21 protein-coding genes are annotated in these 22076 nt (G+C 67.4%); 9 read left to right on the forward strand and 12 right to left on the reverse strand.

Annotation, left to right across the window (positions count from 1 at the left end):
* Positions 1-58 precede the first annotated feature (58 nt).
* From ugpB to JL100_RS21865, 4 genes are all read left to right on the forward strand, one after another.
* Positions 59-1384 carry a sn-glycerol-3-phosphate ABC transporter substrate-binding protein UgpB gene (ugpB, locus tag JL100_RS21850; protein ID WP_228420833.1) on the forward strand — a complete coding sequence of 442 codons (1326 nt, stop codon included), beginning with the start codon at positions 59-61 and terminating at the stop codon, positions 1382-1384.
* Between the two features lie 73 nt (positions 1385-1457).
* Positions 1458-2342, forward strand: a complete 885-nt coding sequence (ugpA, locus tag JL100_RS21855) for a sn-glycerol-3-phosphate ABC transporter permease UgpA (RefSeq protein ID WP_202682417.1) — start codon at positions 1458-1460, stop codon at positions 2340-2342.
* Positions 2339-3184 carry a sn-glycerol-3-phosphate ABC transporter permease UgpE gene (gene ugpE / locus JL100_RS21860; RefSeq protein WP_202682416.1) on the forward strand — a complete coding sequence of 282 codons (846 nt, stop codon included), beginning with the start codon at positions 2339-2341 and terminating at the stop codon, positions 3182-3184. Before ugpA ends, ugpE begins: the two co-directional genes overlap by 4 nt.
* Positions 3185-3190: 6 nt before the next feature.
* Positions 3191-4270 carry a sn-glycerol-3-phosphate import ATP-binding protein UgpC gene (locus JL100_RS21865; RefSeq protein WP_202682415.1) on the forward strand — a complete coding sequence of 360 codons (1080 nt, stop codon included), beginning with the start codon at positions 3191-3193 and terminating at the stop codon, positions 4268-4270.
* Positions 4271-4327: 57 nt separating this feature from the next.
* Here JL100_RS21865 and JL100_RS21870 read toward each other — a convergent pair whose 3' ends face one another.
* From JL100_RS21870 to JL100_RS21905, 8 genes are all read right to left on the reverse strand, one after another.
* Complete coding sequence (locus JL100_RS21870; protein ID WP_202682439.1) at positions 4328-5593, reverse strand: polyhydroxyalkanoate depolymerase; 1266 nt, start codon at positions 5591-5593, stop codon at positions 4328-4330.
* 359 nt (positions 5594-5952) lie between these two features.
* Positions 5953-6732, reverse strand: coding sequence for a sulfite exporter TauE/SafE family protein (locus JL100_RS21875; protein ID WP_202682414.1), 780 nt, complete (start codon positions 6730-6732; stop codon positions 5953-5955).
* Positions 6733-6806: 74 nt separating this feature from the next.
* Positions 6807-7457, reverse strand: coding sequence for a rhomboid family intramembrane serine protease (locus tag JL100_RS21880; RefSeq protein WP_202682413.1), 651 nt, complete (start codon positions 7455-7457; stop codon positions 6807-6809).
* Positions 7454-7708: a hypothetical protein gene (locus JL100_RS21885; protein WP_202682412.1), complete on the reverse strand. Its 255-nt coding sequence runs from the start codon at positions 7706-7708 to the stop codon at positions 7454-7456. Before JL100_RS21885 ends, JL100_RS21880 begins: the two co-directional genes overlap by 4 nt.
* A 15-nt stretch (positions 7709-7723) precedes the next feature.
* A complete protein-coding gene (locus JL100_RS21890) occupies positions 7724-8407 on the reverse strand; it encodes a peroxiredoxin (RefSeq protein WP_228420834.1) in 684 nt (227 codons plus the stop codon).
* 102 nt (positions 8408-8509) lie between these two features.
* Complete coding sequence (locus tag JL100_RS21895; protein ID WP_202682411.1) at positions 8510-9142, reverse strand: hypothetical protein; 633 nt, start codon at positions 9140-9142, stop codon at positions 8510-8512.
* Positions 9143-9225: 83 nt separating this feature from the next.
* Positions 9226-9387, reverse strand: a complete 162-nt coding sequence (locus tag JL100_RS21900) for a hypothetical protein (protein ID WP_202682410.1) — start codon at positions 9385-9387, stop codon at positions 9226-9228.
* A 54-nt stretch (positions 9388-9441) separates the two neighbouring features.
* Positions 9442-9918: an MgtC/SapB family protein gene (locus JL100_RS21905; protein ID WP_202682409.1), complete on the reverse strand. Its 477-nt coding sequence runs from the start codon at positions 9916-9918 to the stop codon at positions 9442-9444.
* Between the two features lie 83 nt (positions 9919-10001).
* On the opposite strand from JL100_RS21905, the gene JL100_RS21910 reads away from it, so the two are divergent.
* Positions 10002-11633 (forward strand): sulfatase-like hydrolase/transferase, encoded by a 1632-nt coding sequence (locus tag JL100_RS21910; protein WP_202682408.1) that lies wholly within the window; start codon positions 10002-10004, stop codon positions 11631-11633.
* A gap of 55 nt (positions 11634-11688) precedes the next feature.
* Positions 11689-12870 carry a GNAT family N-acetyltransferase gene (locus JL100_RS21915; RefSeq protein WP_202682407.1) on the forward strand — a complete coding sequence of 394 codons (1182 nt, stop codon included), beginning with the start codon at positions 11689-11691 and terminating at the stop codon, positions 12868-12870.
* Positions 12871-12951: 81 nt separating this feature from the next.
* Here the strand turns inward: JL100_RS21915 and JL100_RS21920 are convergent, their stop codons facing one another.
* The 4 genes from JL100_RS21920 to JL100_RS21935 form a co-directional block, all read right to left on the reverse strand.
* Complete coding sequence (locus JL100_RS21920; RefSeq protein WP_202682406.1) at positions 12952-14031, reverse strand: patatin-like phospholipase family protein; 1080 nt, start codon at positions 14029-14031, stop codon at positions 12952-12954.
* Between the two features lie 28 nt (positions 14032-14059).
* Positions 14060-14866 carry an SIR2 family protein gene (locus tag JL100_RS21925; RefSeq protein ID WP_202682405.1) on the reverse strand — a complete coding sequence of 269 codons (807 nt, stop codon included), beginning with the start codon at positions 14864-14866 and terminating at the stop codon, positions 14060-14062.
* A 150-nt stretch (positions 14867-15016) separates the two neighbouring features.
* Positions 15017-17236, reverse strand: a complete 2220-nt coding sequence (locus JL100_RS21930; protein WP_202682404.1) for a PAS domain S-box protein — start codon at positions 17234-17236, stop codon at positions 15017-15019.
* Between the two features lie 151 nt (positions 17237-17387).
* The gene (locus tag JL100_RS21935; RefSeq protein WP_202682403.1) at positions 17388-18503 is read right to left on the reverse strand and encodes an ArsO family NAD(P)H-dependent flavin-containing monooxygenase; all 1116 of its coding nucleotides are present in this window, start codon (positions 18501-18503) and stop codon (positions 17388-17390) included.
* A gap of 364 nt (positions 18504-18867) precedes the next feature.
* On the opposite strand from JL100_RS21935, the gene JL100_RS21940 reads away from it, so the two are divergent.
* From JL100_RS21940 to JL100_RS21950, 3 genes are all read left to right on the forward strand, one after another.
* A complete protein-coding gene (locus JL100_RS21940) occupies positions 18868-20229 on the forward strand; it encodes a ferritin-like domain-containing protein (RefSeq protein ID WP_202682402.1) in 1362 nt (453 codons plus the stop codon).
* 53 nt (positions 20230-20282) lie between these two features.
* Complete coding sequence (locus JL100_RS21945; protein ID WP_202682401.1) at positions 20283-21404, forward strand: patatin-like phospholipase family protein; 1122 nt, start codon at positions 20283-20285, stop codon at positions 21402-21404.
* A 68-nt stretch (positions 21405-21472) separates the two neighbouring features.
* Positions 21473-22048, forward strand: coding sequence for a TspO/MBR family protein (locus tag JL100_RS21950; RefSeq protein ID WP_202682400.1), 576 nt, complete (start codon positions 21473-21475; stop codon positions 22046-22048).
* Positions 22049-22076: the final 28 nt, after the last annotated feature.

Below are 22076 nucleotides of genomic sequence, written 5' to 3' on the forward strand. Positions count from 1 at the left end.
TCCGGAGACATGGCGGCGGCCTAAGCATTGGCCACCGTACAATAGGGAGACGAGACAAATGCAGCGCATCCACGCGACGATCGCCGTTTCGGCGTTCGCCCTTTTTGCCATGGCAGCCGCCACCACGGCCCCCGCGCAGGCCCAGACCGAGATCCAGTGGTGGCATGCCATGTCGGGCGCCAACAACGAGACGGTCGAGAACCTCGCGAAGGAATTCAACGCCACGCAGAGCGAGTACAAGGTCGTCCCGGTCTACAAAGGGACATATCCGGAGACCCTGAACGCCGGCATCGCGGCCTTCCGCGCCCGGCAGCCGCCCCACATCATCCAGGTGTTCGATGTCGGCACCGGCGTCATGATGGGCGCGCGCAGCGCGATCAAGCCGGTCGCCGAGGTGATGAAGGAAGGCGGCGAGAGCTTCGACAAGTCCAAGTACCTGGCGGGCATCGTCTCCTACTACAGCGCGGCCGACGGCACCATGCTGTCCTTCCCGTTCAACAGCTCTTCGCCGATCCTGTACTACAACAAGGCCAGCTTCCGGAAGGCCGGCCTCGACCCCGAGGCGCCGCCCAAGACCTGGCCGGAAGTGTTCGAGGCGGCCAAGAAGATCAAGGCTTCGGGCCAGTCCTGCGGCATGACCACGACCTGGCCGACCTGGATCCACCTGGAGAACTTCAGCGCCTGGAACAACCTTCCCTACGCCACCGACCAGAACGGCCTGACCAGCCTGACGCCGGAGCTGAAGATCAACGGCCCGCTCAACATCCGGCACTTCTCGACCCTGGCGGAGCTTCAGAAGGACGGCACCTTCCAGTACGGCGGCCGCACGTCGGAAGCCAAGGCCAAGTTCCTGAACGGCGAATGCGCCATGCTGCCGGAATCGTCGGGCGGCATCGGCGACATGGTCAAGGCCGGCCTGGATTTCGGCACCGGCAACCTGCCCTATTATCCGGAAGCGGCGGGAGCCCCGCAGAACACCGTCCCCGGCGGCGCGTCCCTGTGGGTCTTCGCCGGCAAGCCGGCCGCCGACTACAAGGGCGTCGCCCAGTTCTTCACCTACCTGTCGAAGACGGAGGTCCAGTCCAGGCTGCACCAGGTCTCGGGCTACCTGCCGGCCACCATGGCCGCCTATGAGGCGACCAAGAAGGAGGGGTTCTACGAGAAGAATCCCGGCCGGGAGATCCCGATCCAGCAGATGATGGGCAAGGAGCCGACCGAGAACTCGAAGGGCATCCGCCTCGTCAACATGCCGCAGGTCCGCGACATCCAGAACGAGGAGATCGAGGCCCTCCTGAACGGCAGGCAGGACGCCAAGACCGCGCTGGACAACGCCGTCCGCCGCTCGAACGAGGCGATCAAGGAAGCGGCCAAGGCCTACCAGTAAGCCGAAACCAGCGTCTCCGAAAGCGCCCTCTCCCCTCCGCGGGGGAGGGCGCGCTCTCTTTTCACGGATCTTCATGTCAAGACGCGTCGTCTTTCCCAACCGGCTGCTGCCGTATCTGCTGCTGGCACCCCAGATCGCCATCACGCTGGTGTTCTTCTTCTGGCCGGCCTTCCAGGCGGTCCGCCAATCGCTCTACCGCGACGATCCTTTCGGCTTCAGCAGCCGCTTCGTGGGGTTGGCCAATTTCGAGCTGGTTCTGTCAGATCCCAACTACATCAACTCGCTGAAGGTGACGATCGTCTTCAGCCTGTCGGTCGCCGTCGTGGCGCTGGTGACGGCGCTGCTGCTGGCGGTCATGGCCGACCGGGTGGTCAAGGGCAAGGGCATCTACCAGACCCTGCTGATCTGGCCCTACGCCGTCGCCCCCGCCATCGCCGGCATGCTCTGGCTGTTCCTGTTCAGCCCGGCCATGGGCACGCTGGCGGTGATGCTCCAGCGCGCCGGCGTCGACTGGAACCCGCTGCTGAACGGCAACCAGGCCATGGCGATGGTCGTGGGCGCCGCCGCCTGGAAGCAGATCAGCTATAACTTCCTGTTCTTCCTGGCCGGGCTCCAGGCGATCCCGAAATCCCTGATCGAGGCCGCCGCGATCGACGGCGCCGGGCCCGGACGGCGGTTCTGGACCATCGTGTTCCCGCTGCTGTCGCCCACATCCTTCTTCCTGCTGGTGGTCAACACCGTCTACGCCTTCTTCGACACCTTCGGCATCATCCACGCGGTGACCGGCGGCGGACCGGCACGGGCGACCGAGACCCTGGTCTACAAGGTCTACAACGACGGCTTCGTGAACCTGAACCTCGGGGCCTCCTCCGCCCAGTCGGTGATCCTGATGGTGATCGTCATCGCGCTGACCGTCGTCCAGTTCAAGTATGTCGAGCGCAGGGTGCATTACGCATGATCGAAAGACGTCCGCTGGGCGTTCTGCTCGCCCATTTCATCCTGGTCATCGGCATCCTGATCGTCGCCTTCCCGATCTATTACACCTTCGTCGCCTCGACCCTGACCACGCCGGAGATCATGGCCCCGCCCATGCCGCTGGTTCCGGGTCCGCACTTCCTGGAGAACTACGGCGGCGCCTTCGGGGGCATCGGGACCATCGGCGGCGTCGGCGTCGGCCGGCTGCTGCTGAACACGCTGGTCGTGGCGCTCGCCATCGCGGTGGGCAAGATCATCATCTCGATCCTGTCGGCCTACGCGATCGTGTTCTTCAGCTTTCCCGGCCGGATGCTGTGCTTCTGGATGATCTTCATCACGCTGATGCTGCCGGTCGAGGTGCGGATCCTGCCCACATACCAGGTGATCGTGGACCTGGGTCTGATCGACACCTACACCGGCCTGACGCTGCCGCTGATGGCGTCGGCCACGGCGACCTTCCTGTTCCGGCAGTTCTTCATGACCATACCGGACGAGTTGATCGAAGCCGCGCGCATCGACGGCGCCGGGCCGATGCGGTTCTTCAAGGATATCCTGCTGCCGCTCTCCTACACCAACATCGCGGCGCTGTTCGTCATCCTGTTCATCTATGGCTGGACCCAGTACCTGTGGCCGCTGCTCATCACCAACGACAACGAGATGAACACGATCATCATCGGCTTGCGGAAGATGATCTCGTTCGTCGACGCGGATACGCAGTGGAACCTGATCATGGCGATCACGATCCTCGCCATGCTTCCGCCGATCGCCGTCGTGGTCCTCATGCAGCGCTGGTTCGTCAAGGGCCTGGTCGATTCGGAGAAGTGAAGCAAAATGGCTGAAGTCGGTATCCGCGGCGTGCGGAAGACCTATGCGGGCGGTTTCGAGGCGATCAAGGGGATCGACTGCGCGGTCGGCGACGGCGAGTTCCTGGTGATGCTCGGGCCGTCGGGCTGCGGCAAGTCCACCCTGCTGCGCATGGTCGCCGGGCTGGAGACGATCAGCGCGGGCGAGGTCTCGATCGGCGGCCGGGTGGTCAACGACCTGGAACCCAAGGACCGGGACATCGCCATGGTGTTCCAGAACTACGCGCTCTACCCGCACATGACCGTCTACGACAACATGGCCTACGGACTGAAGATCCGCGGCATGTCCAAGTCGGAGATCGAGGAGCGGGTCCACAAGGCGGCGGACATCCTGGAGCTTCGTCCCTTCCTGGACCGGCGCCCGCGCCAGCTCTCCGGCGGGCAGCGCCAGCGCGTCGCCATGGGCCGCGCGATCGTGCGCGAGCCCAAGGTGTTCCTGTTCGACGAGCCGCTGTCCAACCTGGACGCCAAGCTCCGCACCCAGATGCGGGTGGAGATCAACCGGCTGCAGGACAGGCTGGGGATCACCAGCCTCTACGTCACCCACGACCAGGTGGAGGCGATGACCCTGGCGGACCGCATGATGGTGATGAACGGCGGCGTCGCCGAGCAGATCGGCACGCCGATGGAGGTCTATCACCGGCCGGCCAGCACCTTCGTCGCCGGATTCATCGGGTCGCCGGCGATGAATTTCCTGCCGGCCAGGCTGACGCCTGCCGGGGTCGATCTGAACGGCGGCCACGCCGTGCCGCTGTCGGAGGAAATGGGAATGGCCGGCGCCGCGGGCCGGGAGGTCACCCTGGGCATCAGGCCGGAACACCTGACGCTGGAGAGCGGCCGGGGCATCGGCGACATCGCCGTGCGGGTGGAGTTGGTCGAGGCGCTGGGGGCCGACACCGTGGTCCATGCCCGCCTGACGTCCAGCGGCGATCCGCTGCTGGCCCGCCTGCCCGGCAGTGCCCGCGTGGCGACCGGCGACACGCTGCACTTCGCCATCACGCCGGGGGAAGTACACCTGTTCGACCGCCAGGGCGGCCGCAGGCTGTAAGGCATCGATTCCGAAGGGTCTGCCGGAGGGGCGGCGTGGCGTCGCCCCTCCTCTTTCCTACTCCGCCGCGACCTGATCCGGCGCCGGAGGCGCGAAGCGGCCCGAAGTGTCGTGGGTCAGCATGAAGTCGCGGACCCTCGGCATGATCTGCTCCCGCCACCGGCGGCCGTTGAAGATGCCGTAATGGCCGACGCCCTTCTGCAGGTGGTCGCCACGCTTCTCGGCCGACAGGCCCGAGACGATCTGGTGCGCCGCCCGGGTCTGGCCGGGGGCCGAGATGTCGTCCAGCTCGCCTTCGACGGTCATCATCGCGGTGTGCCGGATCGCCGAGGGATCGACGCGCTGGCCCTGCCACTTCATGGTGCCCTTGGGCAGCGAGTGCTTCTGGAACACGTTCTCGACCGTCTGGAGGTAGAACTCCGCCGGCAGGTCCATCACCGACAGGTATTCGTCATAGAACTTGCGGTGCTGCTCGGCACTGTCGCCGTCGCCCTGGATCAGGTGCTGGTACAGCTTGACATGCTCGCCCACATGGCGGTCCAGGTTCATGGACATGAAGCCGGTAAGCTGGATGAAGCCGGGATAGACCTGGCGCAGGCCGCCGGGATAGTAGGCCGGGACGGTCTGGATCACGTTGCGCTCGAACCAGCTCAGCGGCTTGTTCTCGGCCAGCTCGGTCACGACCGTCGGCGCCGCCGTGGTATCGATCGGGCCACCCATCAGGACCATGCTGGCGGGCTGATTCGGATCGTCGTTCTGGGCCATCAGGGAGACCGCGCACAGCACCGGCACGGTCGGCTGGCAGACCGCCATCACGTGGGTATGCGGACCCAGGTGGCCCATGAACTCGATCAGGTAGCTGATATAGTCGTCCAGGTCGAACTTGCCGCGCGACAGCGGGATCTTGCGCGCGTCGAGCCAGTCCGTGATGTAGACGTCGTGCTCGGGCAGCAGCGCCTGGACCGTGCCGCGCAGCAGCGTGGCATGGTGGCCGGACATCGGCGCCACGACCAGCACGGGGGGATGCACCTTGTCGGTGTCCCGCTCGAAATGGATCAGGTCGCAGAACGGCTTGCGGAGCACGGGGACTTCCCGGACCGCCACCTCGACGCCGTCGACCTTGGTGGTCGGTAGACCGAACTCCGGCTTGCCGAACCGGCGCGTCGTCCGCTCGATCAACTCGGCACCGGCGGCGATGGTGCGCCCCATCCGGGTGTAGGAAGCCGGCATGAACGGATTCTGGAACGCGGTCTGGGTGGCCTCCGCCATGAGGCGTACGGGATACCAGGCCGCGTGCTGGAGATCATAGAGCTGGTAGAGCAAGATTCCCCTCACATACACCGTTTGAGTGACGCCGCGGCGTTCGTTTTATGTTGCGCTGCGATCCTGCGACTTGTTGCCGCTTACCCTTGCGAACAGCTTGATGTAGCAATTGTTTCATAGTCGTAAATAGTAGACTATCGAACCATTGATAGCCGCAGCGCACATAAATGTGACGCAGGGCAGGAAAGTTGCGCGTCACCGGAGTATGGCGCAACAAAAAAGTTCGGCATTTGAGCGGTCTTAATGCCGCATGGTCATGCCGCTATCAATAACCGTAGCACCAATGGGTATGTCGCGGGTGCGAAGCGGTTCACACCCTTTTGCCGTATGCTTTGGATCGGATTGGGTGCCGAAAGGCGTCAGGCGACCGTGCGCCAGGCCATGAAGCCGAGCACGCCGGCGTTCGCCGCCATGATCAGCGGGGCCACCCGGGCGACCACGCCGCGGAAACTCCGCCCGGCCGCGTGCCCGGCCACCCCGACCGCCAGCAGGCTCGGCACCGTGCCGGCGGCGAAGGCCGCCATGCCGAAGGCGCCGGCCGCGGGGCTGCCGCTGGCCGCCGCGGCCGCGACGGCACCATAGAGCAGCCCGCAGGGGATGAAGCCCAGCGCCAGCCCGAGGCCGTAGCCGCGCCAGCCGGTCGGCCGGCCGAACAGCGGTTTGGCAAACCCGCTGACATGATCGGCCCACCAGCGCCGCACCCCGCCGCCGGAGCCCCGGCCGGCTGCCGGCATCCGGCCGAGCAGACCGTCCAGCGCCTGACCCAGGAAGAACAACGCCGCGAAGACCAGCAGCGCCCCGGTGACCCAGCGCAGGCCCGGCACGGCGCCGATGCCGCCGGCCAGCAGCGCCGCCGCCGCGCCGATCCCCGCGTATGTCGTTGCGCGTCCGAAATGGTATGGCAGGACCGCGGCGCCGGTCAGCCGGTGGAACTCGGTCATGCGGCTGGCGGGGACCCCTTCGAGCCGAGCCGCCACCTGGGCCAGAACGAACGGACCGCACATCCCGGCGCAGTGGGACCAGCCGCCGACCAGGCCGGCCATGAACAGGCTGGCGAACAGCCCGCCGTCGCGGCCGAAATCGACCCCGCATTGCTGCAGGCCCGCGTCGATCATGGTCAATACGGTGTGCTGGTCCATCGCCCTGGTTCGTTCCGCCGCGGGATATCCGGCCCCACATCAGCGTATCGGCGCGCCGGGAACAATGACGTACGTCAAGGCCGGGCACCGGACCGCCCGCGAAAACGCCGGAAAGGCAGGATCAGGATCATTCCGGAGACGAAACCGCCCAGATGCGACCACCAGGCGACCAGGGCCTCCAGATTCCCGGCCAGGGCTTCCGCGCCCTGGATGCCGAGCCAGCCGCCGAGCGCCACATAGACCGGCACGGGCAGGCGGATCCGCCTGCCGGGCAGGACCAGGATCAGCCACCCCCGGGGATGGAGCATGAAGGCGGCGGCCAGCAGGCCCGAGATCGCGCCGCTCGCCCCGACCACCGGATCGATCGAGGCAGGGTCATGCAGGATTTCCGCGCCCGCCCCGCCCAGCCCGCACAGCAGGTAGAACAGGCCGTAGCGGACATGGCCCAGGACCAGCTCGATGCGGTCGCCGAACAGCCACAGGAACAGCATGTTCCCGGTCAGATGCCCGACGTCGGCGTGCAGGAACATGGACGACAGCAGGCTGAAGGCCCAGCCCAGCGACGGCACGTCCGGCGGCAGCAGGCGGGCGCCGGTGACGACGGCCGGAATCATCGAGAAACCGAGCACGAAGTCCCAAGCCGCGGGCGCGGCCAGGAATTCCTGGACCATGAACGAGAGGATGCACAGGACGACGATCGAGACCGTCGCGTAGGGCGGCCTCACGCGGGGCCGCTCCCCTCGTCCAGGTCCAGCACCTCCCGCCCCAGGCCGGTCAACCGCCATCCCGCCCCGTCGCCCTCGATCAGCTTCGCCCTGCCGGTCTCCCGCACGGTCGCGCGGACCCGGTGGAGCGGCACCCCGGCCGCCGTCGCGATCTCCTCCGGCGCCGCGAACGCCGCGCCCCGGCGGGCCATGGCCTCCAGCACACGGCGCGCGACCTCCGTCAGGGTGCCGTCGGGGTTGATGCAGGCCATGCGCCCGGCGCCCGCTCAGCCCTTCGGGCCGGGACCGGGCACGGTGGTCTTGCAGAACCACCAGTCCGTGCATTCGTAGCCCAGGCCCTTGCGCGCCTCGGCATCCTCGACGGTGCGCGGCGGCGGGACGATCACGGACTCGCCGGGCCGCCAGTTGGCCGGGGTGGCGACCCTGTGCCGGTCCGTGGTCTGAAGCGCATCGATCAGGCGCAGGATCTCGTCCGTGTTGCGGCCGGTGGTCAGCGGATAATAGATCATGGCGCGCAGCACGCCCTTGTCGTCGATGACGAACAGGCACCGGCTGGTCTCGGTGGAGCTTTCCTCCGGGTTGATCATCCCATAGAGAGACGCGACCTCCCGGTTGCCGTCGGCGATCACCGGGAACGGGATCTCGACGCCGAACTTGTCGCGGATCGCCTGGACCCAGGCGAGATGGCTGTAGATGCTGTCGATGGACAGGCCCAGCAGCTCGGTGTTGCGTTCCTTCAGCGCCGGGGCCATGCGGGCGAACTCGATGAACTCGGTGGTGCAGACCGGCGTGAAATCGGCCGGATGGGAGAACAGGACGACCCAGGTCCCCCGGTAGTCCTCCAGCGCCAGCCGTCCATGGGTGGTCTCTGCCTCGAAGGCGGGCGCCAGGGCGTTCAGGCGCGGCAGGGCGGTCTGGATGTGATAGTCGCCGGTGGTGTTGTGTTCCACTGTGTTCCTCCGCGGGCTCGGGCTGGGCAGGTGCCGTATCGGTACCCGCTTTTACCCGAGCGCGCGGCCGAAAGGTATGCGGTTATCGGGGGTGGCGCCCGATCACGCGGCCGTGCCGGTCGAGGCCGGCGCCGGATCGGCCTTGGCGACCTCGTGGACCTCGACCGGGCGGCTGGCGTGCTTGCCAAGGATGCCGGTCACCTTGGCCTCGTCCGCGGCACCCGGGCCTCCCGGTCCGTCCAGCTTGACCCACATCAGGATACCGCCCTTGTCCAGGTGTTCCTGAAGCCAGTCGTTGCGCTTGTCGCCGATCCATTGCGACATCACCGATCCCAGCGCGCCGCCGCCGACGCCGGCCGCCGCGGCCCCCAGTCCCGCCACCAGGGCGGTGCCGCCGGTCGCGACGATGGCCCCGGCTGCGGCCAGCGCGCCGATATAGGCCGGAGCGGCCATGGCGGCGCCGACCCCGTTGCCGACCTCCTCGGGGGCGACATAGGACTGGCGAGGCGCGTTCGGGTCGTCCTTCGCCTCATCGACGGTCCGGTAGGTACGGCCGAGCCTTTCGATCACCGCCGCGTCGCCGGACATCAGGCTGATGGCCGCGCCGTCGACCCCGGAAAGGGTCAGCTCGTCGACCGCCGCCTGCAGCGACTCGGTGCTGCCGAAGACGGCGATCGCCTCGCGTACCGAGGGCAGGTCGGTGCCGCCGGATGCGGCTGCTTTGGCGTATGTCATTCAAGTTCCTCCGTTTCGGTCCCATAGGACACCTGCGGAGGCAATTGGTTCCCCGAGGCCGGCTTGCAACCCGGCGCCCCGCATCACCCGGCCGGAATGGGGACGGCCGGCATGTCCAAACCCGTACGCGGGAGCACGGGCGACGGCTTGGGGACCGGCCAGAAGACGTACAGCGCCGCCGCGATGATCGCGACCTTGACGACCAGCGCCAGCGCCACCTTGAGGATGAAGGGGTTGTTCGACATGCCGCGATCCTGACGGCGTGGCCGGCTTTCCGCGTTGATCTCCGTCAATCGCCTTCAATCGGGCCGGTTCCGGTGGAACACCCATTTCTCGACGAAATGCAGCCCGGTCAGGATCACCGCGGCGAAGACCGTGACCATCAAGGCCAGGGCGTGGAGCCCCGCCCCCGCGCCGACGCCGACGGCGCTGCACAGCCAGATGTTGACCGCGGTGGTGAGGCCGTGGACGTCCCGCCGGGCCTGGATGATGACGCCGGCGCTGATGAAGCCGATCGCCTGGGCCAGCCCCTGGACGATGCGCAGCGGGTCCATGTCGGTATGGCCCGACGCCTTCAGCATCTCGAAGATCTCCAGGGTGACCAGCGTCGTGCCGGCCGAGCTGAGCGCCACCAGCATATGGGTCCGCAGCCCGGCCGACTTGCCGCGGATCTCGCGGTCGATGCCCAGCAGCATGCCGCAGAAGGATGCCACCAACAGCCGGAACGCCATTTCCGACAGCGGCGTGATGGTCCGGAACTCCTCCGCGAAGTCCATCGCTCAACCCTCGCGTTTGCCGTGGATTTGACTCAATGGCGCGGTCATCTACACTCCTTGGTGACGGTTTGGTGAAAGCGCTGATGGCCCCTGTTTCCAGAGTATCTGTCTCGAGAACATTTATCTCAACCTTCGGGTTCCTGATCGCCTGGGCCTATCTCAGCCTTCTGCTGAACATGCCCAACTGGACCGGCGATCTGTTCGGTCCCAACCATATGAGCCCATCCCTGGAGGTCGCCGCGATCTTCGGCCTGCTGGCGCTGGCATCGGCCGCCGGGGGACGGGCCGGCCGGAGCTTCTGCGTGGGGCTCGCGCTGGCGGCCCTGGTCCTGGCGGCGCTGCGCCTCGCCGACATCTCCAGCCACATGCTGATCGGCCGGCCGGTCGACCTGTCGCTCGACCTGATGCTGCTGCCGGCCATCCTGGAGGTGCTGGCCGGCTCCGCCAGCGTCCCGGAACTGGCGGTCGCCGCCGTGGCGGTGCCGGCCGTCCTGGCCGGGCTGTACTTCCTGAACCTGCTGGCGATCCGGACCGCCGCGAGCTTCCTGGAACGGCGGCCGAACCGCCGGCTGTTCGCCGGGACCCTGGCGGCGCTGGCGGTTCCGACGCTGTTCGGCATGGCGCCCTATGCCCCGCTCGACCAGGGGGCCACCGCGCTGCTGCGGTGGCAGGTCGCACAGGCCGTCCAGGCGTCGGCGTTGCGGGCAGAGCATCTCGATCGCTTCAGGAGCGACCCGTTCGCCGGCCTGTCCGAAGATGCCGTGCTGGCGCATCTGGGGCGGCGGGACGTCTATGTCATGTTCTTCGAATCCTATGGCGAGACGGTACTGGCCGATCCGCGCTACCGTTCCGTGATCGAACCGACCCTGGCGGACTTCGACCGCGCCCTTGCCGGGCAAGGTTTCGGCGTTCGGTCGGGACTGATCGAGTCGCCGATCCGGGGCGGGCAGTCCTGGCTCGCCCACGGCACCTTCCTAAGCGGCGCCCGGCTCGGCGACCAGGGACTCTATAACCTGATGCTGGAGAGCGGCCGGCAGTCGCTGGCCCATTATTTCAGGCGTGCCGGCTACGAGACCATGGCCGTCATGCCGGCCCTGTCGCGGGCCTGGCCGGAAGGCGCGTTCTGGGGCTTCGACCGGATCTGGAGCACCGACGACATGGGCTATGCCGGGCCGCCCTTCGGCTGGGCGGCGATCCCCGACCAGTACACGCTCGACTTCATCCACCGGCAGAAGCTGCGGCAGCGCGACCGGCCCCTGTTCATCGAATATGCCCTGATCAGCAGCCACGGCCCGTGGGAGCCCCTTCCCCCGCTGCTGGAGGATTGGGACGCCATCGGCGACGGCTCGGCCTTCGACGGCATGGCACCGCCGCTCCCGGCCGAACAGCCCGCCTGGAGCGGCATGACCCGCAACTATGCCGACTCGGTCGATTACACCCTGAAGGTGCTGCGCGACTACATAACCAGATACATCTCGGACGATGCGCTGATCATCGTCCTGGGCGACCACCAGCCGGCCCCGCTGATCACCGGCGACGGCGCGTCGCGTTCGGTTCCGGTCCATGTCATCAGCCGGGACCCGGAACTGCTGGCCCCTTTCGAGGAATGGGGCTTCAACCCAGGCATGATTCCGGCATCGGAACGGCAGCCCTTGCCGATGGAGCGGTTCCGGGACCGCTTCCTGGCTGCGTTCAGCGCGCGGGAGACCGGCTGACCGGTCGAACCACCCGCTTGCCCGCGGGAGCGGCACTGGGGTACACCATGACCCCATGTCGAACCCTCCCGTCTACGCCCCCTTCGAGCCGGCCGATCTGGACCGGATGACGATGCTGTTCCGGCACGCCTTCGCCTCCACGGCGGACGGCGTCCGGTTCTACATGTCGATCATCGGCGACCAGAATTTCCGGGTGATGCGGCGGCCTGGCGGCGCCGTGGGCACCCTGGCCCTGCTCGACATGGCCCAGTATTTCGGCGGACGCGCCGTCCCCTGCCGGGGCATCGCCGCGGTCGCGGTGGAGCCGGGCGAGCGCGGGCGCGGCACCGGCGGCCGGATGATGGCGGCCATGCTGGAGGAGGCCCGCGCCGACGGCATGCCGATCTCGACCCTCTATCCCGCGACCCTGCCGCTCTATTCCAAGGCCGGCTACGGCATGGCCGGCGACCGCTTCACCTATCGCATCCCGTTCGGCATCCTGCGCGGCCTCCGCCCCGACCCGGCACCGCAACTGGTCTCCCCGACGGACCGCGCCGTCCTGGCCGGGCTCCAGCGGGAACGGGCGCACCGGACGAACGGGCTGCTGGAACGGTGCGAACTGATGTGGCAGCGGGTGCGCGGAACCGCCGAGAAGCCGCTGGACACCTTCCTGATCCCGGGCGACGACGGCCCCGAGGGGTACCTGACGCTGGGTTCCCGGGCACCCGACCGGACGCTCCATGTGGAGGACTGGGTCGCCCTCACTCCCCGCGCCGGGCGGGCGATCCTTGGCTTCCTCGCGGGTTGGCATTCCCAGGCCAACATCGTCACCTGGGGCGGCGGTCCGGAGGATCTGCTGCTCCACCTGCTCCCCGACGTCGGCGGCGCCGTCGCCTCGTGGGAACAATGGATGGTGCGGGTCACCGACGTGGCCGGCGCCTTGGCCGCCCGCGGCTGGCCCATCGGGGTCAGGGCCGAACTGACCCTCGACGTGGCCGATCCCCTGCTGCCCGGCAATGCCGGCCGCTACCGGCTGGAGATCGCCGACGGGGAAGCCTCGGTCGAGCGGACCGGCGAACCCGGCACCGGGGCTGCTGATATCGAACTCGGCGTCGACGCCCTGGCGACGCTCTATACCGGCCATCTCAGCCCCGGCACCCTGGCCGGCCTCGGCCGCCTCCGGGCCAGCCCCGAGGCCCTCGCCACCGCCACGACCCTGTTCGCGGGTCCGCGGCCCTGGCTGGCGGATATGTTCTGAAGGGTTGACCTTTCCTCACGGCCTGCCGTTCCACGCATCGACCCGCCTGTTCCGGCCGGGTCAAGCTGATCGGATACAGCCCTAACGCCGCTGGGAAGCCTTTTCCACCGGGTCGGGCGCCACCGCGAAATAGCTGAACCGTCCCTCCGGTTCCGGCCGGCGGGCGAGAATGTCCAGAGCCCGGGCCATCTGGCGGCGGCCCGCCGCCCAGCGGTCGCGGATCGATCCCGGCGAGAAGTCGAACAGCTTGCCGGCAAGCTCCAGTTCCGGTGCATCGTAGATCACGTGGACCAGGGTCACCTTCGAGCCGCGGGGCTCGTACCGCTCCCGCAGCGCGTACTCGCGCCGGAGCCCCGCGATGTTCCGCCTCCCCTGGCCGGAGAACACCAAGTCCTCCGTGCGCTGGAACGCGGCGTTCAGGCGCTTCGGGCGGTGGCCGCGCATGCTGTGAAGGTCGGATGCGAAACAAACCATGTCCTGTTCCGGCGGGACCTCCAACACACGGTCGACCGGCAGGTTGTTTCCCAGACCGGCATCGCACAGAAGCCGTCCGTCGACTTCGATGGGCTGGAACGCGGGCATCAGCGCCACGGCAGCCAGCAGATGCCGGGCATGGATGCGGTCCCGGGAAGTGTCGAACAGCACCTCCTCCCCCGTTTCCACGTCGATGCAAACGAAAGAGAACCGCGTCTCGGCCCGGTTCAGCAGGTCGAAGTCGATCAGGCGCTCCAGGGTCCTGCGCAGCGGGGTCTGGTCATAGAAGGCAACGTCGTTGGGCAGCCAGGGCAGTGCGGACAAGGCTCCTGGAAATCGGTGCCGATAGATGCCGGGCCGTCCGAACGCCAGCGCGTTGGCGATATGGGCGGCGCTGTAGAACTCGCGCAGCCAAGCGTCATCCTTCGGAATCGGCCAGAAACTGGCCTGCGCCGCCTCCTCCCAATACTGGCGAAGCCGCTCCAGGCGGTGCTCGGGACGGTTTCCCGCCAGAATCGCCGCCGTGATGGCGCCGACTGAGGTTCCGGCCACCCAGTCGGGCCGGATGCCGCGCGCCTCCATCTCCTCATGGACGCCGCCGTGATAGGCGCCCAGCGCGTTGCCGCCGCTCAGCACGAGCGCCGTCCCGGCCGGTTTGCCGATTCCCGATGTGATCGATGATGTCATGAGGTGCCTTTTGCTCCGCCGCGAAAACCTAGACGGCCCGGGCCTCTTCAAGGCCGTCCTTCAGCTTGGTCAGGAACGACACCAGCGCCTGATCCGCCGTTTCCGCCTCCTCTGTCAGGACGCGGATGCCCCACTGGTTCAGGACCGCCTCCTCGACCGGGTTCCGGTCGATCATGAAGACGAAGGATTGCGGGCGGTCCTTCTCGTAGCCGGACTGCTTCCATGTCTGCCAGAGGCGGTGCAGCAGCAAGCGGATGTTCATGTCATGCATGCTGTACATGCTGTACCCGATGAACAGGATCGTCTTGCCGAACGAATCGGACCGGAACTTGATGTCCAGAGGCGAATCGAAAGATAGCCGCCTGAAATAGTCGCTCTCGGTTATGACCAGCGACTGGTCGTCGTCGAAGTCGCCATGGAACTTGATGATCTGAGTGACGCCCTGGACGGTCTTCGCCATGTCACGGGCATTTATGACTTTGATGAAATCCCGGTCGTAAAGCGTATAGGCGACTTCCAGGTTGCGGTCGTAATTGGTCGTATAGATGATCGGGAAATCGAGCTGCACGATCAATTCATGGACCTTCGATTCCCGGATCCTTTGCTCCGACACGCACCAGTTGCGATCCATCCAGCTCCTCAGCGGCCCGATGCTGCCCTGGCGCAGACGATAATACTCGGCCAGGACCGGATAATCGACGCCCAGGCCGTAGCGCAGTCCCTCGTCGAACCCGAACTCCCTGCCCATGCGGGTGATCAGCTCCCGCCACGGCGGCAGGCCCGCGTTGATCGATACGCCCGCCCCCGCGAACAAGATCGCACGGCGGTCTACCAAGGCATGTACCAGCTCCTGGACGGGGGACATCGATACGGCAGCGGCTCCGGCGATGGTTTGCGACATGGGTTCACCTTTCAGCCGGAGAACAGGCTTATCCCGAGTTGCGTTCCTCGCGACAGGACGCCGGGCGGGCAGTGCCCGGATGCGCTACATGATCGCCCCATAGGCTGCCGGCATCGCATGCTCGGGGCCGAACCCGGCGGTACCGGACCGGGAAGACCGTTCAGGACAGCCGTCGCCCGCACCTTCCTGCATCGCGGCCAGGATCTTCCGGTTCAGCTCGGCGCCGGAATAGGGCTTGGCGATCATGGCGTAGCCCCGGTTGGTGCCGTCCTCGTCGGCGACCGCATGGCCGGCGAACCCGGAGGTGAGCAGGATCGCCAAGCCGGGACGCAGGCGTTGCGCCAGGCGGGCCAGCTCGGCCCCGTTCATGCCGGGAGGCATGACGATGTCGCTGAACAGCAGGTCGAGGGGCTCCTTCCCCCGCAGGATCACCAGCGCCTCGTTGGCGTTGGCGGCGCCCCTCACCCGGTGCCCCTGATCCTCCAGGGTGGAGATGGCGGCGACGCGGATCAGGGCATCGTCTTCGACCACCAGTATGTCCAGCGGCTCGACGGCGCCGGACCGAACGGGCTGCCTGGATGCTCGGCGCATGACCCGATCCCGCGGAAAGCGGACGGTCGCGGTGGTTCCCCTGCCCACCACGCTGCTGAGCTGGATGACGCCGCCGTGCAGCTCGACCAGACGGCGGGTCAGCGGCAGGCCCAGCCCGGTCCCCTCGACATCACGGGCTCCCGCGTCGTCGGCGCGCCAGAAGGACTCGAACATGCGGATCAGGTTGTCCTCGGCGACGCCGATGCCGGTGTCCATGACCGACAGGACCAATCCTCCGAAAGCGTCCAGGTCGGCCACGACGTCGACCTGCCCGCCGCTCGGCGTGTATTTGACAGCGTTCGAGATCAGGTTGAGCAGGATCTGGCGCAGCCGCTTCTCGTCCGCCCGGACAAAGCGCGCCTCGGCCGCTACCTTGGACGACAGGGACAGGCCGGCCCGCTTGGCCCGCGGCTCCAGCATCCGGGTGCAGAAATCGACGGCCTTGACCAGGTCGACGTCATCCTCCTGAAGGGTCAGCTTGCCGGCCTCGGCCTTCGCGTGGTCGAGGATCTCGTTGATCAGCTCAAGCAGGTGCTGGCCACTGTCGCAGATATCGTTCGCCCATTCCCGGTAGCTGGGATCGCCGAGCGGCCCCGAAACCTCGTTCCGGGTCATGTCGGCGAAACCGATGATGGCGTTGAGCGGGCTTCGCAGCTCGTGGCTCAAACCGGCAAGGAACTCGCTCTTGGCCTGGCTGGCGGCTTCGGCGGCGTCCTTGGCCCGCTGCAGCTCCGCGGCCGTGCGCTTGCGCTCCGAAATGTCCCGCATGATCCCGGTGAAGTGACGTTGCCCGTCGCCGCTCTCCCATTCGGCGATCGAGAGGTCGAGCGGAAAGACACCGCCGTCCCGGCGCCGGCCCTGCACTTCGCGCCCGACGCCGATGATCCGTCGCTCTCCCGTCTTCCAGTAGCGGGCGAGATGGGCGTCATGGGCCGAGCGGTCCGGCTCGGGGATCAGGATGCCGACGTTCTGCCCGATCACGTCGGCCGCGGCATAGCCGAACATGCGCTCTGCGGCCGGGTTGAACGCGACGAGTCTGCCCTCGTGATCGATGATGGTGATCGCATCTACGGCGGTGTCGAAGATGGCCCGGTGCCGGGCCTCGCTCGTCCGCAGCGCGTGGATGCTGTCGATCCGCTCCCGCTCGCGGGAGAGCATGGTGCCGAACAGCAGGATCCCGACGATCGTCATGATCGCCAGCGGCAACCCGGCGGCCGAGACCGTGTGGACCGCATCGCCCCAGGACGGCAGCAGGAAGGCGCTCAGGACCTGGGATGACGCCATGGTCCCGAGGATCAGGAAGTGCCCCGTCCTGAGCCGGCCGAGGGACTTTCGGAACATCAGGACGAAGGCGATGCCGGCCAGGGAGCACAGCATGATGCCGGCGGTCCCGGCGACCGCCCCGACTCCCCCGTTCCAGACATAACGGTAAGCCCCGGCGATCGTCCCGGCCAGGACCGCGGCGGGGATACCGCCGAAGGGAGCAGCCAGGCTGAGCATGATGCTCCGCGCATCGATGAAGACTCCGGGAATGATCTGGATCGGCGCCAACATCGAAAGCACGGCGCCGCCGCCGAACAGCAGACCGCAGGTCAGGGTCCGCAATCGCGGCCGCTTGTCGACCCGCCTCAAGGCGTTCGTATAGGCGGTCAGTATCAGACCGAGCAGGCCGGCGCTCTCGGCGAGTGAAAATAGGACACCCAAAAAGGACATTGAACTACTCGCGGAAAAATCTCCGGCGAGTTTGCAACCCAGGTCTTGAAGATTCGATAACGCCGGGCAAGCCGGGCCGGTGATCCTGTTCCAGGCAAGTAAATAAAATCACCTCGATGCGAACATATATTGTTATGAATTTCCAACTATTTTACCTGGAATCGATAGATCCTTCAGTCGCATGCCGCCCCAGCGCGGCCTCGATCTGCTTCGCCGTTTCGCGGGCAGTCCGCATGACGCCGATCAGCGTCGCCGAGGCGGTCCCGGTCCACTCGCCATAGCCGACCAGCCAAAGACGCGATTCGGCAGTGGACCGTGTGCCGTCGACCCGGACCCTGCCGTCCGCCTCGACGACGCCGAGCCCCTTCAGCGGATCCAATGCCGGTGCGAAACCCGTGCACCAGATCACCGCATCCACCCGTGTCTCGGTGCCGTCGCGCCATGCCACGCCGGTTTCGGTGAACCGCACGAAGGGCCGCACCGACGTCAGGACGCCGCGGCTCCGCGCCTCGCGCACCGGCGGCACCATGACGATATCGCCCAGGCCGCCCCGGGGGGCCTCCACCGTCCTTCCCTCCTGCCCGGCCCGCCAGCGTTCGGTGGCGCGATCGAACAGGACCCGCCCGTCCACATCGTCGGGCAGGAACGACGGCGGCTCGATCGTCACCCAGAGGGTCCGCGCCACCTTCGAGACTTCCGCCAGGATCTGCGCGCCCGAATTGCCGCCGCCCACGATCAGGACTGTCAGGCCGGCGAAATCGTCCGGGCGGCGGTACTGCGCCGAATGCACCTGCCGGCCCTTGAACTCACGCCGTCCGGGATAGTCCGGAACGAACGGCCGGCGCCAGGTTCCGGTGGCGCCCACCACCGCGCGCGTCCGCCAATCGCCGCGGTCGGTACGGACCAGAAGCCCCTCGCCGACCCGGACCACGGTCTCGACCGTCACGGGGCGGACGATGGGAAAGCCGTAGCGGGCCTCGTAGCGCGTCAGGTAATCGATCACGTGGTCGCGGCGCGGATATTCCTCCCCCGCCGGGGGCATCGGCCATCCGGGCAGCGAACTCCACTGCGCGGGAGAGAACAGGCGCAGCGACTCCCAGCCATGCCGCCAGGCGCCGCCCGCACCGTCCTCCCCGTCGAGGATGACGAAGGACAATCCCGTCCGGCGCAGGAAATATCCGACGGCCAGCCCGGACTGTCCGCCGCCGATCACCACGACGTCGCATTCCCGGCCCTGCGGTTCGGCCCCGATCGGCTCGCCGTCCATCCCTCGCCCTCCTCCACGGAACTTCCGGCCCCGTGGCGGGGCCTCGCGGGCAGTTCACTCCCGGCGGTTTCCGTACCTTAGGGCAGCGCGTGCGGATCGATCAACCCTCCGGCGCCTGAGAGTTCGCAAGACCGCTCCACAGGGATGGATACTCAAACTTCGCAGTAATACGATGCATAAACAAACCTTCCCAATACAACAATAACAAGGATTTCTCTTTCGGTGCTGCACCAATACGCCGGCAATGCATGGGAATCATGTGAACCGGGTCACTGTGAAGCAGGTCTCATCTTCATAATCTCGGCCATCACATCGGATCGCCGGGGTCCTTCCCGACCCGGCCATCTCTCGATAGGAGCCGACCATGCTCGATCACGGCAAGAACGCGCGCCCGAAGGCGGGCGCGGTCCGATCCATCGACGGCCTGTCCAACACCACCAGACGCACGTTCCTGCGAACGGTCGCGGTCCAGGCGGTTGCCCTGCCGGCGGCTTCCGTCCTGGTCGCCCGCAGCGGCCCTCTCGCCGCGGCCACCTTGAGTCCCGGCACCGCCCTGTCCGTGCCCCGTCCCGGAGACGCCGATATCCGGCCGATCGTCCGGGAGTTCGCCGATCCGTGGCTGGAACTCGTCCGGCTCCTGCGCGAAGCCGCCGAAGTCGAGCATGCCCTGATGGTCCAGTACCTGTACGCCGCCTTCTCGCTCAAGCCGGCCTATGCCGCCATCGCCGGATACGGCGCTCCCGGCGCCGACGACCTGCTCGGCGTCGCCGTCCAGGAAATGCAGCACCTGGGCGCGGTCAACCGGTTCCTGGTCGCGATCGGCTCCTGCCCCCACCTGGAGCGGCAGGATTTCCCCTACGAGCCGGCGATATATCCCTTCGCCTTCCATCTGGAGCCGCTCAGCCGGCACAGCCTGGCGAAGTATGTCTATACCGAGGCGCCCCCCGACGCCCTCGACAGGACCAAGGCCGGCCCGGAGGATGCCCGGTTCATCGACGAGGTGTTCGCGGCGCTCGGCGGCGAGAGGCGTCCCAACCATGTCGGCAGCCTGTACGAGCAGATCCTGGCCTTGATGGCAGAACTGAAGCAGTCCGGCTCCGCCCCGAAGCACGTCGACATCGACGGCTGGACCGCCGCCTTCGAAGCGATCAAGGACGAGGGGGAAATCGACCATTATCTTTTCTTCCGCAAGCTCTTCACCGGCCGGCACGAGGGGTTGGCCTCGGTCGCGGGCGGGACCGCGAATGTCTGGGATTTGCCCGGGAACGATCCGCGCTACCCAGCCTTCGACGTCGCGGTCGATCCGACCGCGTTCATCGGGCATCCCGGTCAGATCATGGACGAGACGGCGCTGCGCATCGCCTGGCTGGGAAACCTGGAATATTGGACGGTCCTGTGCCTGCTGGACAACCATTATCGCGACGGCGGCGACTGGGCGGTCGAGCGGGCCCGGGCGCACATGGTCGGGGCCATGCTGCCGATCGCCCGGAACCTGGGTTCCAGGGGAGCCGCCCTGCCCTTCGATTCGCTGAGCATGGGCTATGCGCCCGGCACCGACGGGGCCATGTCGCGGCTCGCGATCCTTCGGCTGGTCCGGGAGGCGCAGGCCGTCGCGCGCTCCCTCGGGCCGGAGCTGCCGGGCGATTTCCCGTGGGACGTCCACGCGGACACCATCGCCGCGATCGGGGGCGACGTCGTCCTCGCCGGCTTCGGCACGCGGCGTTGACTTGCCTTTTGGCGGCGCAGCATAGGATTATCCCGGCGCAAGGGGAGATCCGCATGAAACCCGAAGGACACGGCACCAAGACGATCAACCTGGCACTTCAGGGCGGAGGCAGCCACGGCGCCTTCACCTGGGGCGTGCTCGACCGCCTGCTGGACGAAAAGCGCCTGATCATCGACGGGGTCAGCGGGACCAGCGCCGGCGCCATGAACGCGGCGGCCCTGGCCCAGGGCTGGACGCGGGGCGGACGGGAGGGGGCCAGGGCGACCCTCGACCGGTTCTGGCGCAGGACGTCCGAGCTGTCGCACTTCAACCCGATCCGGCGCAGCCTCGTGGACCGCCTGCTCGGCCGGTGGAACCTGGACCACTCGCCGTCCACCAAGGTGCTGACATGGTTCCAGCACCTGCTGTCCCCGTACCAGAGCAATCCGCTGGGCCTCAATCCGCTGCGCACCGTGCTGAGCGAACTGATCGACGAGCGGGACGTCCAGAACTGCTCGAGCATCAGGCTGTTCATCGCGGCGACCAACGTGGAGACCGGCCGGGCGCGCGTCTTCTGGCGGCACGAGGTCACGCTGGACGTGCTGCTCGCCTCGGCCTGCCTGCCCTTCACCTTCCAGGCGATCGAGATCGACGGCGTGCCCTATTGGGACGGCGGCTACATGGGCAACCCGGTGATCTGGCCGCTCATATATCACTGCGACAGCCGCGACGTCGCGGTCGTCCAGATCAATCCGCTGGTGCGCAAGGGCACCCCCCGCACGAGCATCGAGATCATGAACCGGGTCAACGAGATCAGCTTCAACGCGTCGCTCATGGCGGAGATGCGGGCCATCGCCTTTGTCCAGCGGCTGATCGAGGAAGACGTGGAAGGTGGATCGAGCAGCCGGCTGAAGCGGATGAACATCCACATGATCGGCGACGAGGAACGCATGCGCGCGCTGGGCGCCACCAGCAAGATGAACGCCGAACTGGATTTCCTGCTCCACCTCAAGTCGCTCGGCCAGAACGCGGCCGATGCCTGGCTGACCGAGAACTGGGGCCATATCGGCCAACGGTCGAGCATCGACCTGCGCCGCATCTTCATGGCGCCGACGCCCCCCGGGAGTCCGTCGCCGTCCGCCGGGCCCGGCGGCCCCGATCCGGCGCTGCCCCAGCAGGTTTCCGGACAGGCATAGCGCCGGCCGGAACCAAACCCGCAGGGGTCCTGTTGCCCTCGCCAGACCACGACCTTCGGAGTCCCGGCATGAGCACGCGACCCACATTGTCACCCGGAATGGCGGCTCTCGCCGTTGGCGGCGCGCTGGCGCTGAGCGGGCTGTTCAGCCGGCGTTACAGTCCCGACCCGACCCATCCGGAAATCCGGGACTGGTACGACAGCCTGGAGAAGCCCGCGTACAAGCCGCCCGACCCGGTGTTCGGGGCGGCATGGCCCGTGCTGAGCACCCTGCTGGGCGTCGGCGCGTACAGGCTCATGCGGTCGGCGCCCAGCCCCGAGCGCGACGCCGCGCTGGCACTATGGGCGTTCGACATCGCCGTCATGAGCGGATGGACCAAGGTCTTTTTCGGCGAACGCAGCCTCACCGCCGCCGCCGTCGACAGCGCCGTGCTGGTCGCCGGAGCCGCCGCCTACGTGGAGCGGGCATCGCGGGTGGACGGGGTCGCCGCCGCCCTGGGCGTGCCCTTCGCGGCCTGGAGCGTTTTCGGCGGCGTCATGACCGAGGATCTGCGCGAGCGGAACCGGGATCTGGACGGCCGCGGCACGGGCCGGCGTCCGCCAGGGCGGCGGACGCCGGCCCGGTCGGCGCAGGCTCAGCGATGAGCCGTTTCAGCCTTCTCCGATCTCATCA

It is taken from the genome of Skermanella mucosa (assembly GCF_016765655.2).
In the GTDB taxonomy this organism is placed as follows: domain Bacteria; phylum Pseudomonadota; class Alphaproteobacteria; order Azospirillales; family Azospirillaceae; genus Skermanella; species Skermanella mucosa.